Origin of the sequence: Halalkalibacter wakoensis JCM 9140, assembly GCF_000513095.1 — a bacterium.
GTDB classification, from domain to species: domain Bacteria; phylum Bacillota; class Bacilli; order Bacillales; family Bacillaceae_D; genus Halalkalibacter; species Halalkalibacter wakoensis.
The window spans coordinates 1-15298 of sequence record NZ_BAUT01000090.1; the positions used below are offsets into that span (position 1 = coordinate 1).

General features: G+C 41.4%; 12 protein-coding genes and 1 other RNA gene. 11 read left to right on the top strand and 2 right to left on the bottom strand.

Annotation, left to right across the window (positions count from 1 at the left end; all coding sequences use genetic code 11):
* Positions 1-265 precede the first annotated feature (265 nt).
* The 10 genes from JCM9140_RS19745 (at position 266) to ssrA (ending at position 11383) form a co-directional block, all read left to right on the top strand.
* The gene (locus JCM9140_RS19745) at positions 266-1612 is read left to right on the top strand and encodes an FAD-binding oxidoreductase (protein WP_034750640.1); all 1347 of its coding nucleotides are present in this window, start codon (positions 266-268) and stop codon (positions 1610-1612) included.
* Positions 1613-1930: 318 nt separating this feature from the next.
* The gene (locus JCM9140_RS19750) at positions 1931-3190 is read left to right on the top strand and encodes an amidohydrolase family protein (RefSeq protein ID WP_034750644.1); all 1260 of its coding nucleotides are present in this window, start codon (positions 1931-1933) and stop codon (positions 3188-3190) included.
* A 439-nt stretch (positions 3191-3629) separates the two neighbouring features.
* Positions 3630-4940: an amidohydrolase family protein gene (locus tag JCM9140_RS19755; RefSeq protein WP_052002405.1), complete on the top strand. Its 1311-nt coding sequence runs from the start codon at positions 3630-3632 to the stop codon at positions 4938-4940.
* 158 nt (positions 4941-5098) lie between these two features.
* On the top strand, positions 5099-5791 hold the full coding sequence (gene wrbA, locus JCM9140_RS19760; RefSeq protein ID WP_034750646.1) for an NAD(P)H:quinone oxidoreductase: 693 nt from the start codon (positions 5099-5101) through the stop codon (positions 5789-5791).
* A gap of 89 nt (positions 5792-5880) precedes the next feature.
* The gene (secG, locus tag JCM9140_RS19765; RefSeq protein ID WP_162232214.1) at positions 5881-6105 is read left to right on the top strand and encodes a preprotein translocase subunit SecG; all 225 of its coding nucleotides are present in this window, start codon (positions 5881-5883) and stop codon (positions 6103-6105) included.
* 123 nt (positions 6106-6228) lie between these two features.
* A complete protein-coding gene (locus JCM9140_RS19770; RefSeq protein WP_034750652.1) occupies positions 6229-6945 on the top strand; it encodes an alpha/beta hydrolase in 717 nt (238 codons plus the stop codon).
* Positions 6926-7672, top strand: coding sequence for an alpha/beta hydrolase (locus JCM9140_RS19775; protein ID WP_034750655.1), 747 nt, complete (start codon positions 6926-6928; stop codon positions 7670-7672). Before JCM9140_RS19770 ends, JCM9140_RS19775 begins: the two co-directional genes overlap by 20 nt.
* 55 nt (positions 7673-7727) lie before the next feature.
* Complete coding sequence (gene rnr, locus JCM9140_RS19780) at positions 7728-10088, top strand: ribonuclease R (RefSeq protein WP_034750671.1); 2361 nt, start codon at positions 7728-7730, stop codon at positions 10086-10088.
* Between the two features lie 326 nt (positions 10089-10414).
* A complete protein-coding gene (smpB, locus tag JCM9140_RS19790) occupies positions 10415-10888 on the top strand; it encodes an SsrA-binding protein SmpB (protein ID WP_034750661.1) in 474 nt (157 codons plus the stop codon).
* Positions 10889-11045: 157 nt separating this feature from the next.
* Positions 11046-11383: a transfer-messenger RNA gene (gene ssrA / locus JCM9140_RS23365) on the top strand.
* A gap of 345 nt (positions 11384-11728) precedes the next feature.
* On the opposite strand, the gene JCM9140_RS19795 is transcribed toward ssrA, so the two are convergent.
* Both JCM9140_RS19795 and JCM9140_RS19800 read right to left on the bottom strand, forming a co-directional pair.
* Positions 11729-12142 carry an LAGLIDADG family homing endonuclease gene (locus JCM9140_RS19795; protein WP_052002407.1) on the bottom strand — a complete coding sequence of 138 codons (414 nt, stop codon included), beginning with the start codon at positions 12140-12142 and terminating at the stop codon, positions 11729-11731.
* A 350-nt stretch (positions 12143-12492) separates the two neighbouring features.
* A complete protein-coding gene (locus tag JCM9140_RS19800) occupies positions 12493-13770 on the bottom strand; it encodes an IS4 family transposase (RefSeq protein ID WP_034750666.1) in 1278 nt (425 codons plus the stop codon).
* A gap of 440 nt (positions 13771-14210) precedes the next feature.
* On the opposite strand from JCM9140_RS19800, the gene JCM9140_RS22815 reads away from it, so the two are divergent.
* On the top strand, positions 14211-15113 hold the full coding sequence (locus tag JCM9140_RS22815; protein ID WP_052002409.1) for a VanZ family protein: 903 nt from the start codon (positions 14211-14213) through the stop codon (positions 15111-15113).
* The last annotated feature ends 185 nt before the right edge of the window (positions 15114-15298 follow it).

Here is a 15298-nt window from a genome sequence, read left to right on the forward strand (position 1 = left end):
CAGGGGAATGACACGGAGACTCCTGCGGGAGCAGTGACCCACGTGTGAGACCCCGCAGGCGTAATAGCGAGGAGGCTCACCGGGCACCCGCGGAAAGCGGAGTGTCATTCCCCTGCGGCAGTTAGGCACTTTTTCAGTGGCCTCCCTCTATTTCCCGCAGGAGTCGAGTGGTTTCCGCTTCATTTCACTATGAAAATGATCAAGAACATGTAACTTACAATAATAAAACATATATTAAAAAAGCCTTTTATAGAGGAGTGACAGAATGGAGTGGCTACTAGAATTAGAAGAGGAGTTTGATCAAGAGATTATCCATCAAAAAGAGACGTATGTGAAAAAGATGTCTCAAGATTATTATTGGTATTCGCCTATTTTAAAAAAAACTCTAGCAAATCGATACGGAGATTGTGTGATAAGCCCTAGAACAGAAGAGGAGCTGATCGAAGTTGTCTCGTTTGCGTGCAAGCGAAAAATACCGATTGTCTCAAGAGGAGGGGGAACAGGCAATTATGGACAAATCATTCCGCTAAAAGGAGGAATTGTCCTTGATACGAGCAAATTAAAGAAAGAGATTGAAATAAAAGATGGAACAGCAACATTTCAAGCTGGAGCCAAGCTTGGCTTTATCGAGAAAACGCTTCGTGCAAAAGATCAGGAGTTGCGCTTTTTCCCAAGCACGTATATGAAGTCAACATTAGCTGGTTTTATTGCTGGAGGAACAGGGGGAATTGGTTCCATCGAACATGGAACGCTCTGGGATGAAGGCAATGTGCTAGAACTCACAGTCATCACAATGGAAGAAAAACCACGAAGGCTTAAGGTAAAGAAACAAGAAGAATTAGCTCAATACATTCATAGTTACGGCATTTCTGGGATTATTACGGAAGCAACGATTGCGACAGCGAAGAAAACCAATTGGCATGATGTACTCGTTTATTTTGATTCACTTGATGAAGCATTGCTCTTTTCAGAGAAGCTCGCAATTAGCACTCATCTGAAAAAGAGACTCGTATCCGTTTGCGAAGCACCGCTTTCAAATTTCTTTACTCCTTTAAAATCTTTTACGAATGATTCGCAAGCTACGATCCTTCTTCAAATTGATTCAAAGCAAAAACAGGATCTGTTACAGCTAATCGTGGAAAGTGGCGGAATGTCAGACGATACGTTTGCAGCGTTCATCAAAGAAAAACATTTGCGTGTTAGTGACTTTAGCTGGAATCACGTCACGTTATGGTGGTTGAAGGAACATGAAGACGATACGTATTTGCAAGGGCGGTTCGACCCGACCTGTTATTTAGCACAAGTACATGAGATAAAAAGACGTTTTGGGGATGAGGTGTTAATTCACTTTGAGTGGATTAAAGTGAAAGGCCAGATTGTCCCAAGCTCTCAACCAGTTATTCGTTATTCAACGGATAACCGTTTGCAAGAAATCATTGATGGTTTTCGTGAAATTGGAATAAAAGTAAGCAATCCGCATACGTACATTTTAGAAGAAGGCGGAAAGGACGATTGGATTGACGATATTTGCACAGCCAAAAAAGAAAACGATCCCTACTCGTTGCTGAACCCAGGAAAAACAAAACGAGTTTCGACTAAGCAATTTTCGTAGAGATTGTTGCGTTAGAATTTTACTTTCAAAGCGACTACAGGGCAATGGAACGAACGGAAACCTTTTCCTTTCTAATCCAAAAATACAGCAAGACTATTCTTATAAAGTATATCACACTCTCAAAAGGTTTTTCTCTTAGTGTAATGGAGTGGAAGCCACTCGACTCCTACGGGAAATAGAGGTAAGGGCGAGACCCCACAGGCGTAGCCGAGGAGGCTCGGCACCTCCCCGCGGAAAGCGAGTGGCTGAAACGCAATGGAACGAACATGTTCATTCCACCTTCCACTAAGAAATCCAAAGAATGGGCAGGTGAATAACATGTATGATGTTGTCATAAAAAATGTACAACTAGAAAAGGATGTTGTCACAGATATTGCGATAAAAGAAGGACTCATTGCGAAAGTAGGATTCCTTGATGATGTACAAAATGAAACAATTGATGGAACTGGTTTATGGGCTTTGCCTCCATATGTCGAGTCGCACATTCATTTGGATACAGCACTAACGAGTGGGAGGCCTTACAGCAATCAATCTGGTGAGTTATTTGAAGGGATCCAAGTTTGGAACCAATATCGACAAGACTATTTAAGTCATGAAGATGTCGTAAAAAGAGCGATGGAAGTAATCAAAGTGATGGCAGGTCAAGGTGTTCTAAATATAAGGAGCATGGTGGATGTGTCTGATCCGGAGTTGACGGCGTTAAAAGCATTGCTTGAAGTAAAAGAAAAAGTAGCTCCCTTTCTTCAGTTGCAGATTATTGCATTTCCGCAAAATGGACTTTGCTCTTCCGCGAATGGAGCACCTCAGCTTGAAAAGGCCATTGAGCTCGGAGTTGATGGAATTAGTGCCGTTCCTCACCTTGAGTCAACGCGAGAAAAAGGAGTAGAATCGTTAAATATTTGTTTTCAATTAGCAACCAAGTATGACAAGTTTGTTCATATATTTTGCGATGAAATCGATGATAGCCAGTCGCGCTTTTTAGAAGTTGTTGCATCTTTAGCGCTCGAAACAGGTTTAAAAGAGAAAGTAACGGTTAGCCATATTAATGCGATGTCTTATTATGAAGAGGCTTACGTTCGAAAGCTTTTAGGGCTCATTCAATCTTCAAAGATTCATGTGGTTACTGCTCCTTTGATTAATAGTGCCATGCAAGGGAGATTTGACTCTTATCCAAAAGGGCGTGGGATTACGAGAGTAAAAGAGTTGCATGGAGCGGGTGTGAACGTCGCAGTTGCACATGATGATTTTCTAAGTCCGTTTTACTCACTCGGTACAGGTTCTCTCCCTGCTGCTGGTCATATGCTTTGCCATTTAGTTCATATGACAGGAACAGATGACTTTGATTCTGTGCTTAATATGATTACAGTGAACCCAGCACGTTTGATGCAACTTCAAGGTTATGGTATTGCAGAAGGAAATCCCGCCAACATCATCCTTGTTCGCGCTGAAGATGCTCATGACCTGCTGCGGAGACAGCCTGTAGCTGAAATCGTCATGTCAAAAGGGGTCATCATAGCTGAAACACCCCCTCTCAAAACAGAGTGGATGCCTCAAAAGGCAAAAAGCACCTTTTTCTAAGGCACGATTAACAAGCTAATGACTCAGCACATTTCTATGAGAAAACGCTCATTGGACTCTTTTAAAAGGCTCTTGTCGCACAGGTTATTGTATTGAGAAATATCGTTTCCCTCGAAGTGAAATGGAGCGAAAGCCACTCGACTCCTGCGGGAAATAGAGGTAGGGGTGAGACCCCACAGGCGCAGCCGAGGAGTCTCACCACCTCCCCGCGGAAAGCGAGTGGCTGCAGCGCAATGGAACGAACATAGGAAGGGCGCTTAACCCATAAAAATGGCCATTTGCAAAGGTTGCAGGGGAATCCGTAACAACACCAAATTGAAATGAAGCGGAAGTCCTCACCACCACCTTGCAGATGTGAGAGGCTGTTCCGTTCACAAAACATAAAAAAATGGGAAATTATAAAGGCATAATAAAAAGAAAACAAGGGAGGATGGGTAAGATGAGATTAGTCAATGTGAAAATTCCAACGTTAGACCCGGAACAGTCTTATGATGTTACGATTCAAAGTGGAAAGTTCGTTGCCATAGATCGACACGATGAGAACGTCCATACAGATCGACCTTTTTTATATGATTTATCCGATTATAGTGAGGAAACAGATGTGACATGGGACGGAGAAGGACGGATTTTATTGCCTCGCATGGTCGATGCTCATATGCATTTAGATAAGTCGCATTCTCTTTTAGTGGCTAAAAACAAAAGCGGCACATTACTTGAAGCGATTCAAAGCTATACGCAAGCATCTGAAACCTTTACAGACGAAAATGTCATTGGAAGAATGCGAAAAACCGCTTTATCAGCACTTGCGCACGGAACAAAAACAATTCGAACTCATATTGATTTTAATACGAGGGTGAAGGAAGAAACGACTTTTCGCGGTGTGCGTATGGCTTTGCAGCTAAAAGAAGAACTTGCTCCTTATATGGATATCCAGGTGTATCCGATGCTGCCTTACTACCCTTATGAAGATAGTGATCGGAAAAAAATTGAAAAAATGCTCGCGCTTGGTGTCGATGGAATTGGAGGGGCCCCACACATTAGTGATATGCCGTATGAGTGTGTTGATGAAATTTTCAACTATGCGAAAACGTACCAGCTTCCAATCGATTTACATACAGATGAAAGCGATGATCCAACGGTTGATACGGTTTTATATATCGCTGAGAAAACAATGGAGTATGGATTTGAGGGCAAGGTAGTTGTCGATCACCTTTGTTCATTAGCAGCCATGGATCATGATAAAGCAGAAGCCGTTATTAAAAAAATGAAAGAAGCGAAGTTAGGAGCGATCACTTTACCGGCAGCTAACCTTTATTTACAAGGAAGAGACGATCGTGGGGTCGTGAGACGTGGGATTACACGTGTGAGGGAACTGCTTGAGGCTGGTGTGCCTATTGCGACGGCTTCTGATAACGTATGTGATCCGTTTCATCCGTTTGGAAGAGGAGATTTGCTGCAAATTGCCCAATTAACGGGATACACAGCGCATATGGGTGGGAAAAGTGATTTGTATACGCTGCTTCACATGATTACAGATGTTCCAGCGAAACTAGTCGGTCTCGAGCCTAACACTTTGTCAGTTGGTTCAGAAGCTGAGTTTGTGTTAATAGATGCTACAACGATTGAAGAGTTGTTCGCGGAGCTCCCACAAACAAGAGCTGTCTACAAAGCTGGGGAATGGTTGTCGATGACGAATGTGACCAATCAACTGAGGCCACTACAAAAGGGGAAAGCCAACCTTATACAGTGACACTGATTGTAGTAGGAATGGCTCCGCACGTTGCGCGCCTGATATGAGATAGCCACTCATACCAAGCTTTTCAAAAGATTGCAACGGCTTTGCACATTCCTTTGAGGAGTCTCGTCGTCTCGTATCGCGCCAACAACTCAAAGGTAAAGGGGAATGTTATGACAACCGTATTAGTCGTTTATTATAGTGCATTTGGACATATTGCAACCGTAAGTGAAGCCATTGCAGATGGCGCAGAAAAAATAGAAGGGGTAGCGGTTAAGCGTGTCCGCATCCCGGAATTTAATGATGCTAGCATTCGTGTAGTGAACCAACGCAATCAGAATGAGGAAAAAGGACTTGGGCAGCATTTTAAGTTAACAAAAAGAGTGGAGGATTATGAACGAGTGCAGCAGGAGCAAGTGAATATTCCTGTTGCGACAATGGACGATTTGCGGGAGGCAGACGGCATTATTTGGGGATTTCCAACTTATTTAGGCTCGATGCCAGCGCAAGTCAAATCGTTTCTCGATCAGGCAGGACAATTCTGTACAACAGGTGAGTTAGAAGGAAAGCCTACAGCTTTGTTTACAAGTGCTGGATCGATCCATGGCGGACATGAAGCAACCATTCTAACATCCCTTGTTCCTTTGCTGCATTTAGGAATGATTTTTATTGGATTGCCTTATACGCAAAATCCTGAGTATTTAACAGATAAAGCCGTCGGTTGCTCACCTTATGGGGTGTCAACATTAGCAGGACCAGATGGATCGAGAACACCATGTCAAGACGAATTGAGGATGGCTGGACGTTTAGGCGAGCGTGTTGCACGTGTAGCAAAAGCATTTACGGTGGCGAAACCATTTGAATAAATACATAACTTCACTATTGTGAAAAAATGCTTTTTTATGGTACAGTAGTATAAGCGCAAACTGTGCTTGGAGGTGTAGGAAACGTGCAAATGGTAGCAACAGTTTTACTTGTTATCGTATCAATTGCTTTAATTGCTGTCGTTTTGTTGCAATCAGGAAGAAGTGCTGGGCTTTCAGGAGCGATTTCTGGTGGTGCAGAACAACTTGTTGGGAAGCAAAAAGCTCGCGGGATTGATGCGGTTTTAATCAAAGCAACAGTCGTATTAGCGGTCTTATTTTTTGTTCTAACCGTTACGGTTGCATATTTCTTGTAATGTTCAAGCAGTGGGTCAGGTACCTACTGCTTCTTTGTTATTTTTTCAAAATATGTACATACTATTACTTTCTTACATAGTCGCATTCCCTCTTAGAAAATTCATGGAAAGGTGTGAGAGAATATGATTGGCTGTCTATGTTTGCATGGCTTCACAGGAGAACCTTGGGAAGTAGAGCCAGTTTCAACATATTTTCTTGAACAGAAGCGCTGGCTTGTTTATACACCAACGTTGCCGGGACATGGCCCTAAGGGAAATCTACGTGATGTTACGTACCAGGAATGGGTGTATGCCGCAGAGGTATCCATTCAAGCTTTATTAAAGCGGTGTGAAAAAGTGTATGTGATCGGCTTTTCAATGGGAGGCATGCTTGCCTGTTATATTGCGGCTAAATACAACGTAGAAAAGCTTGTTCTGCTTAGTGCCGCAGCGTACTACACGAACCCTCAACAATTGTTGCAGGAATTAAAAGACAAAGTTAGGCTACGCGTTCTCGGCGAGCTTGACTCAGATGAGCATTATGTACGTTACAGAAAGAAAATTATCGATACGCCGATGACGGCTGTTTTTCAATTCATGCAAGTTGTGAAAAAAATCAAACCTTGCATCAGAAAGGTATCTGCACCTACGCTCATTCTACAAGGTGAACTGGATGGGATTGTTCCGCCGAAAAGCGCCGTTTATTTATATGAAACGATTGGCTCAAAGGATAAAGAATTGATTTTATTGCCAGAATCGAAGCATTTGATTTGCCATGGCTTCGAAAAAGAGATACTACTTAATAAGATAGAGGCATTTTTGTGCAAGGAGGAAGATAAAGATGAAAGTGGTTGCACCTAAGCCATTTACGTTTGAAGGAGGAGACCGTGCTGTTTTATTGCTGCACGGATTTACAGGAACGACAGCGGACGTACGGATGCTTGGAAGACATTTGCAAACGTTAGGGTACACATGTCATGCACCGTTATATAAAGGACATGGCGTCCCTCCTGAAGAACTAGTACATACAGGGCCAAAAGATTGGTGGAATGATGTTGTTGAAGGGTACGAGTTTCTAAAAAGCAAAGGACATGAAGAAATTGCTGTATGCGGGCTCTCGCTTGGAGGGGTATTCTCATTGAAAATCGGGTACACTCTACCTATAAAGGGAATTGTGCCAATGTGCGCACCAATGAGACCTAAAACAGAAGATGCCATTTACAAAGGTGTTCTAGCTTATGCCAAGCAATATAAGCAGCTTGAAAAAAAATCACCTGAACAAATTGACAAAGAAATGGAAGCATTCGCGGACACACCGATGGAAACATTAAATGGTTTGCAAGGATTGATTGAAGAGGTAAAAGATAACCTAGATTTCATTTATTCACCTACTTTTGTTGTTCAGGCAAGACATGATCAAATGATTGATATTGATAGTGCAGACATCATCTATAATCAAGTCGAAACAGATCAGAAATCAATAAAGTGGTATGAGAATTCAACCCATGTTATTACATTAGATAAAGAAAAAGAACAGCTTCATGACGATGTGTATCAATTTTTAGAAAAACTTGATTGGACCGTTTAGTTAGAGATTCTGGAAGCTGTTAACGAAAGGAGTATGAACATTGAACGAACAATTGATGCAACAACTGTTGTCGCACTTTCGCGAAGCAGCTGAAAAGCCTCTTTCTATTAAAGAAATTGAACAGGCGTTTAAGATTGATGGAAGTGATGATTTTAAAGAATTAGTAAAAGCCTTGAATGAACTAGAAGACCAAGGTCTTGTCGTTCGCACGAGAACCGATCGGTATGGCTTGCCGGAAAAAATGAGTCTTGTCCGCGGGCGCGTACAAGGGCATGCGAAAGGTTTTGCTTTCATTATCCCAGAACAAGAGGGTATGGATGATGTATTTGTAACGAGCGGCGACTTAAACAGTGCGATGAACGGCGATATCGTACTCGTACGCTTAAATCAAAAATCTTCTGGCACCAGACCAGAAGGACAGGTTATTCGCATTGTGGAGCGTGGAACAACAGAAGTAGTCGGAACGTATCAAGACCAAGGATCATACGGTTTTGTCGTAGCCGATGATAAGCGCGTAGCCAACGATATTTTCATTCCAAAAGACCAAGCAGAAGGTGCGGTTGATGGTCATAAAGTTGTTGTGGAAATTACGAAGTATCCAGAAGGTCGGATGAGTGCAGAAGGGAAAGTTATTAAAGTACTTGGACATAAAAACGACCCAGGTATGGATATTCTCTCCATTATTTATAAGCATGGAATTCCGATTGAATTTCCAGATGAAGTGATTGAGCATGCCAATTCGGTTCCCGACGAGATTGATCCAAATGATTTAAAAGATCGTCGTGATCTACGTAATGAAACCATTGTTACGATTGATGGAGCAGACGCAAAAGACTTAGATGATGCCGTTCACGTAAAACGTCTTGATAATGGCAACTATTTACTAGGTGTTTCGATTGCGGATGTCACTCATTATGTAAAAGAAGGTTCGCCTATTGATGAAGAAGCAGCCGAGCGGGCAACGAGTGTGTACTTAACGGATCGTGTCATTCCAATGATTCCACATCGTCTATCCAACGGAATTTGTAGTTTGAATCCGAAAGTTGATCGCTTGACACTTACATGTGAAATGGAAATTGATCCAAACGGGCAAGTAGTAGGACATGAGATTTTCCAAAGTGTCATAAAAACAACAGAGCGAATGACGTATTTTGATGTGAATCAAATTTTAGTTGAAAAAGATGAAGAAACACGTAAAAACTATGAGTCACTGGTTCCGTTTTTTGAAGAAATGGAACAGCTTGCTGCCATTTTACGCCGAAAACGCTTTGAGCGTGGGGCCATTGACTTTGACTTTAAAGAAGCAAAAGTGCTCGTAGATGAAGAAGGAAAGCCAACCGATGTTGTGCTTCGTACTCGATCCGTTGCGGAAAAGTTGATTGAAGAATTCATGTTAGCGGCGAATGAAACAGTTGCTGAGCACTTCCATTGGTTGAAGCTGCCATTTGTGTATCGTATTCACGAAGACCCGGATTCTGAAAAGCTTGGAAAATTCCTAGAGTTCATCACGAACTTTGGCTATGTGGTTCGCGGGAATGCCAATACGGTTCATCCGCGTGCACTGCAAAAGCTGCTTGAAGAAATTAAAGGTGAGCCGGAAGAGACGGTTATTAGTACGGTGATGCTTCGCTCGATGCAGCAAGCCAAATACGATACAAACAGTTTAGGTCACTTTGGGTTATCAACCGAGTTTTACACGCACTTTACATCACCGATTCGTCGTTATCCTGACTTACTCGTACATCGCTTAATCCGTGAGTACTTGATCAAAGGAAATGTCGATGAAGCAACGCAAGAGCGTATGAATGCTGTTTTACCAGACTTAACGCGTCACTCTTCTGAAATGGAAAGACGTGCAGTTGAAGCAGAACGTGATACGGATAGCATTAAAAAAGCTCAGTACATGGAAGATAAAATCGGTGAAACATTTACTGGTATGATCAGCGGTGTGACGAACTTTGGGATGTTCGTTGAGCTAGAGAATACAATCGAAGGCCTTGTTCACGTAAGTTATTTAACGGATGATTATTATCACTACGATCAAAAGCAATACGCGATGATTGGGGAACGTACCGGAAAAACGTTCCGCATCGGGGATGAGATTGAAGTGAAAGTCACTAACGTTAACGTTGATGAAGCTTCCATTGATTTTGAAGTCGTTGGCATGAAACCACGTGAACGCCGAGAAGTTCGCGATCGTCCGAAAGTGATTGTTGGTGGCAAGCGTGAACCACGAGGCGGTGGCGCTGGTAAAGGCCGTGGCGGACGCGGAGCAGGAGCTGGCGGAAATGGTCGTGGAAAAGAAGGAGCCAAACAGGACGACAAGTCAGGCGGAGCTCAAAAACGAAAGAAAAAGAAATTTTATGAGAACGCTCCGAGCGCAAAGCGGAAAAAAGGGAAGAAGCGTCGGAAGTAAGGTTGTTTTTTAATCAACACTTGTTGAAGTGGACAGACGATTCCGTTATTTTCATCGAAAAGGCTGTTCGGAAGACTTTGGAGGACAGAGGATCCGTTATTTGCACAAAAAGCGCCCAATTCGAGTGTTTAAACAGCAAATAACGGAACTGGTTTCCGCAAAACACCGAAAAAAGGTGTTTTTGTCACAGATAACGGAACGAGAGTCCGCAAACGAAGCGATCGCCCAAAAGGAAGCCAATCTTTTGGGCGATCTCCTATTTGACGTTACTCTTTCTCATTTGCTATCATTAAAGGAAAATGTCGCATGAACAAAGGGTGTAGGAGATGGCTGTCAAAGACAAAGATCGCAATGTGATCGCGCAAAACAAGCGAGCAGGTCATGATTATTTTATTGAAGAAACATACGAAGCTGGCATTGTGCTAAAAGGGACGGAAATTAAGTCGATGCGTGCAGGAAGAATGAATTTGAAAGATTCATTTGCGAGGATCTCAAATGGAGAAATGTATCTTCATAATGCCCATATTAGTGAGTATGAACAAGGAAACCGCTACAATCATGAACCAACGCGTGCGCGGAAGCTCCTTCTTCATAAAAAACAGATCAACACGTTAATCGGGCAAACGCAGCAAAAGGGCTATTCTCTTGTCCCATTAAAAGTGTACATCAAAAATGGATTTGCAAAAGTGCTGATTGGTCTTGCAAAAGGGAAAAAGAATTACGATAAGCGTGAGACGTTAAAACGTCAAGATGCAAAACGTGAAGTCGATCGCGCATTAAAAGAGCGCTTGAAAGGCTAAAACAATAATTGGTCGTACTGGTATACAATTACCAGTTGCAACACATAGTCAGTATGCTATAATAAGAGTCCAGAGCGAGTCGGTACTTGTTCTGGAACATATAGTTACGCTTAGCTTACGAGGGAATACCTCATAGCTGACTCTATTTTGGGGACGTTTTGGATTCGACAGGGATAGGTCGTACTTGCGTGGCGAGTCGAGGGGGTCGGCCTCGTTAAAACGCCAAAGCCAATTAACTGGCAAAGAAAACAACAACTTCGCACTAGCAGCTTAATAGCGCTTTGCGGTTCCACCCTCCATCGCCCATGTGGTAGGATCTGGGACTCACTCTAAGTGGGCTACGCCGGTTACCCTCCGTCTGAGGGTGAAGGAAGAGACTAATCAGACTAGCCTCACGGAAGCCTGTCATTGGGCCGAAGTGTTGGCGAAATGCTAATACAGTGACTACGCTCGTAGAAGCGTAAGTGTCGTTATTCTTGGACGTGGGTTCGATTATGGAAATAGTCGCCTCGTGTGGTGACACATGAGTGATAACTTGGCTTTATCGATGAAGTCTACGTCACCTATATGGTGATAAGGTAATATCGAGCGGTATGTGGAGCAATCCAACAGCCGTGTATCGACTTATAGGCTGCCTATGTGATGCTAGGTAGTACTAGGATGGAGTATTCGGTCAGGAGTCTGGCAAATTTATATACTTCATAATACGCCGAGGGACTTGATGCAAATCAAGTTCAAGATATAGTCAGTGCCAATGCGAAAGCTTGGATGAACATGTCCCACCGTCTCCACCAAAACCATACCGTGAACCGCATGACTGCAAAGGTCATGCGGTTCTTTTCATTTTATTGATAAAAATTCATCTTCGAATTGTTGTTTTAAGAGTTGTGTTTCAGGTGTGTATTTTCCATTTCGAGGAGTAAGTTCGTTATATCTCTCCAATATTAGAGATGCTCTTTTCTTCTTATGAGAAATGATTAAATAAGGGGCAATCTCTTTAAGAATATTAAATAAATCTTGTTTATTTTTGATTGTTAATACAAAAGAATCTTTGTGAATTGAAGGTTTATAATTTTTCTTGGAAGTAATATATCCGCCAACTAAATGCTGGATATAAAAGAGTAAGTCTTTATCGGTACTCGCGATTGAAATAATGGGTCTTCTATGTTCCCCTTTATGCATCTTTGTTAATGTAATTGTTCCTTCCCCATCAATGATTCCCGCAAGATAAGCAGCTTCAGTATTAGATAGCAATTTAATAACCTCCTCAAGGTGAAATTAAAACTACAAAATATATACCTTATTTGTTTAATGGGACATGTGTACTTCCCATGTTCGTTCCATTGCGCTGCAGCCACTCGCTTTCCGCGGGGAGGTGCCGAGCCCAATGTCATCAAGCTAAAGAGCCAATAACTTACAAATTCCATGTAGACTATTAAATCTGGAAAAGATAATCCAGTCTAAAGAAAAGTTAATTAAGCAACTCTGGAAAAAAGGCAATAGGATGCCCGGGGCTTGTGTTCCATTTTTTTTACAAGCCCTTGTTTTTATTACTCTTCTTTTAAAAACTTACACTAGACTTCTTAATACTAAAACGAATTAGCTTAGAGACATCTCTTCTTATTCAGTGAATATTTATTTGCCTTCAATACCATATTACGTTTGAAACTTCGTCCAGGTCGTATCGGTACCTTATGTCGTGATATCTCTTGCATGATGCGATGGAATATGGCGGTACGCTTTATAGGTTGCTCTTCAAGTAACATCAGAGTCAACGAGTTTTTCAACTTTCCAATAAGGATATTGGTATTTACTTTATAGCCATATTTTAAACCTTTTCCCTCGTTCTCCTCTGTCATTTTTTCATTAGCTTCATGCTTCAAAAGGGCAATCATATTGGCCAAATAAACGGAGGCATAAAAGTCCTGTTCTACAGAAATGGCTGTGTCACCTGTAAAGTTTTCGAGTTGAAGTCTACTTTTTAATTCCATATACTTCACTTCAATTCCCCACCGTTTAAAATAGAGCTCTTTGAATTCTTGGATACCCCAGTCTTCATCCATTACATTTGTAACGAGAATTTCTTCGATTCCAGAGTCTAAAGTGAATCGTAGAACTCGTAGAGTAATCACTTCTCCATCAGCACTTTTAATCTGTATTCGTTGGTCTGAACCCTTACTCTCATTGATTTCTTTCAATGTTGAAGAAGAGACGCGCATCAAAAACTTAATGGTGTTCATGTGCAAGTATGAGATGAAATGTCTAGAGGGATATCCTCGATCAAAGAGGATAAGGTCCTTTTTCAATCCCATTTGTTTTAGCTTTTCAATGAGTTCAATCGCTACATCTCGCTCAGCCGTATGATATCGGGTAATTTTGGATACGATCATGATATTGTTTTCGATATCGTAAATACCCGATGCAAGAGCACGCGCAAATCGTTTCGTCTTATTTTCACAGAAGCCGAAAGCCGTTCTTAATCGCTCAGAATTATTTAATTCTAAGATCGAGGCATCAATAGCGGAAAGTCTATACCCTTTAAACGTATTTATGACGCCATCTTCATAAAACCACTCTGTCACAACGTCCACTAATTTCATAAATGCGTTTGGAGATATTTTCTGTCTGGCCTCTGAAAAACCCTGCTTCGATATACTTACATCGGGCAGATTTAGCAGCTTGTGAAAGTCATCTAATTCAAGCTGAATCGACTTTTTCACGAAATTTAAACAAAATAAAATGAGGCTATTAAAATCCATTTTATTGTTTCCACGACGTGTAAAGTAGGTGGACTTCATCCTCGACTCACACATAAATATCACGTCGTTCAAAAGCTCTTCTGTCACTCGTATTGCTTCTAAAAATGTCTTGTTTTTTGCCATCAAAATCCCCACTATCGAATTTGATATACCAAATGAAAGGTATTCAAATCGATTGTTAGGATCCTTTTCAAAAGTCAAGATATTTTTCTGTTTTTAGGTGAGTTTTTTATGCGGTTTGATAATATCTCATTACAAAATTGAAGAAGTAGAAAGTGACATTCCAATTTTTGTATTCTTAACCTGATGACATTGGTGCCGAGCCTCCTCGGCTGCGCCTGTGGGGTCTCGCCCCTACCTTTATTTCCCGCAGGAGTCGAGTGGCTTCCGCTCCATTGCACTAAGAGAAAGACCGCTATACAGTAAGAACCTCTTTTTAAAAAATTAAAGATCAGCGACTATTTTATATACTGCTTACCATGTACTGTTTATCCAAGCGTAAAAAACAACCTATGCTATAATAAAAATAATATAATAACGACGAATAAATGAGGAGTACTTAAATGAAAAAGTGGTTAAAAATCATTATCTTTTATTGGTTGCCTGTTTTGTTTGTTGCGGCTATGATTTTTACCGCATCCTCACAATCTTATGAGCAACAGGACATTCGACCATACATTTCGTATGCGACCGATTTAGATAAAATGAAAGACATGTACGAGCAAATTAAAATGGAGCATGTCCAGCATCGCCTTTATGTAGAGGAAAATGGATTTCGAAATACATTACAAGTCATTGCGGAAAAATGGCAGGTGTTAGCTTTTCTGGTTGCAACGTTGCTACTTGTTTCAGTCATAGCAGGTGCTTCATTGCTTATACTTAGAATAAGAAAAAAGGGCATCAAGCGAGTGGGGAAGGAACTTGGGGTGATGACCATGCTTGTTCTATTTAGCGGGTTTCTCGTTATGTTTGGAATCCTCTCAGCCTTTCGAGTAGAGGACTTCCTCTTTTTTATAAAAGAACAGCTGTTACAGGGAAGAGCTCAAGGCTGGTTGCAAGATCTTCGCTTTACCTATGCAGGAAATGAAATTAGTGTTGAGCGGTTAGGACCAGAAAGATTTATTGAATTTTTGATGCGAAAAGCAGCTCATTTCGGATTCTTTTTTGCTTTAGGGTTTTTAACCTTTCGAGCATTGTGGGCAAGTGGATGTAAAAAGAGAATTGGCTATGTTGTTTCTTTGATTTTTGTACTGTTATATGCGATCTCTGATGAAATTCATCAAGCTTTTACGCCAAACCGAACTCCACTAGTGGAGGACGTGATTTTGGACTTCGCAGGAGGGCTAACCGGTGTTACGTTAGCATTGTTGATTTATTGGATACTGACAGTGAAAAAGAGCAAAAAACCAAAACAAGAACAACCAACTCATACAACGAGATTAGAACGAAGAAGACACAGCAGTTAAAAAACGTATGTATCATACGTTTTTTTTTTTATTGTCTAGTGGTTTCGTCCTAGGAAAAAACGGGTAACGTTACTTTGGATAACAACATAGAAAAGGGTAAAACCTTTAGGAGGAGTAGTGTTGACAAATAAAAATGGAATTATGTTAGGGATTGCTGGTTTAGTTGTACTTTTATCTATTTTCGT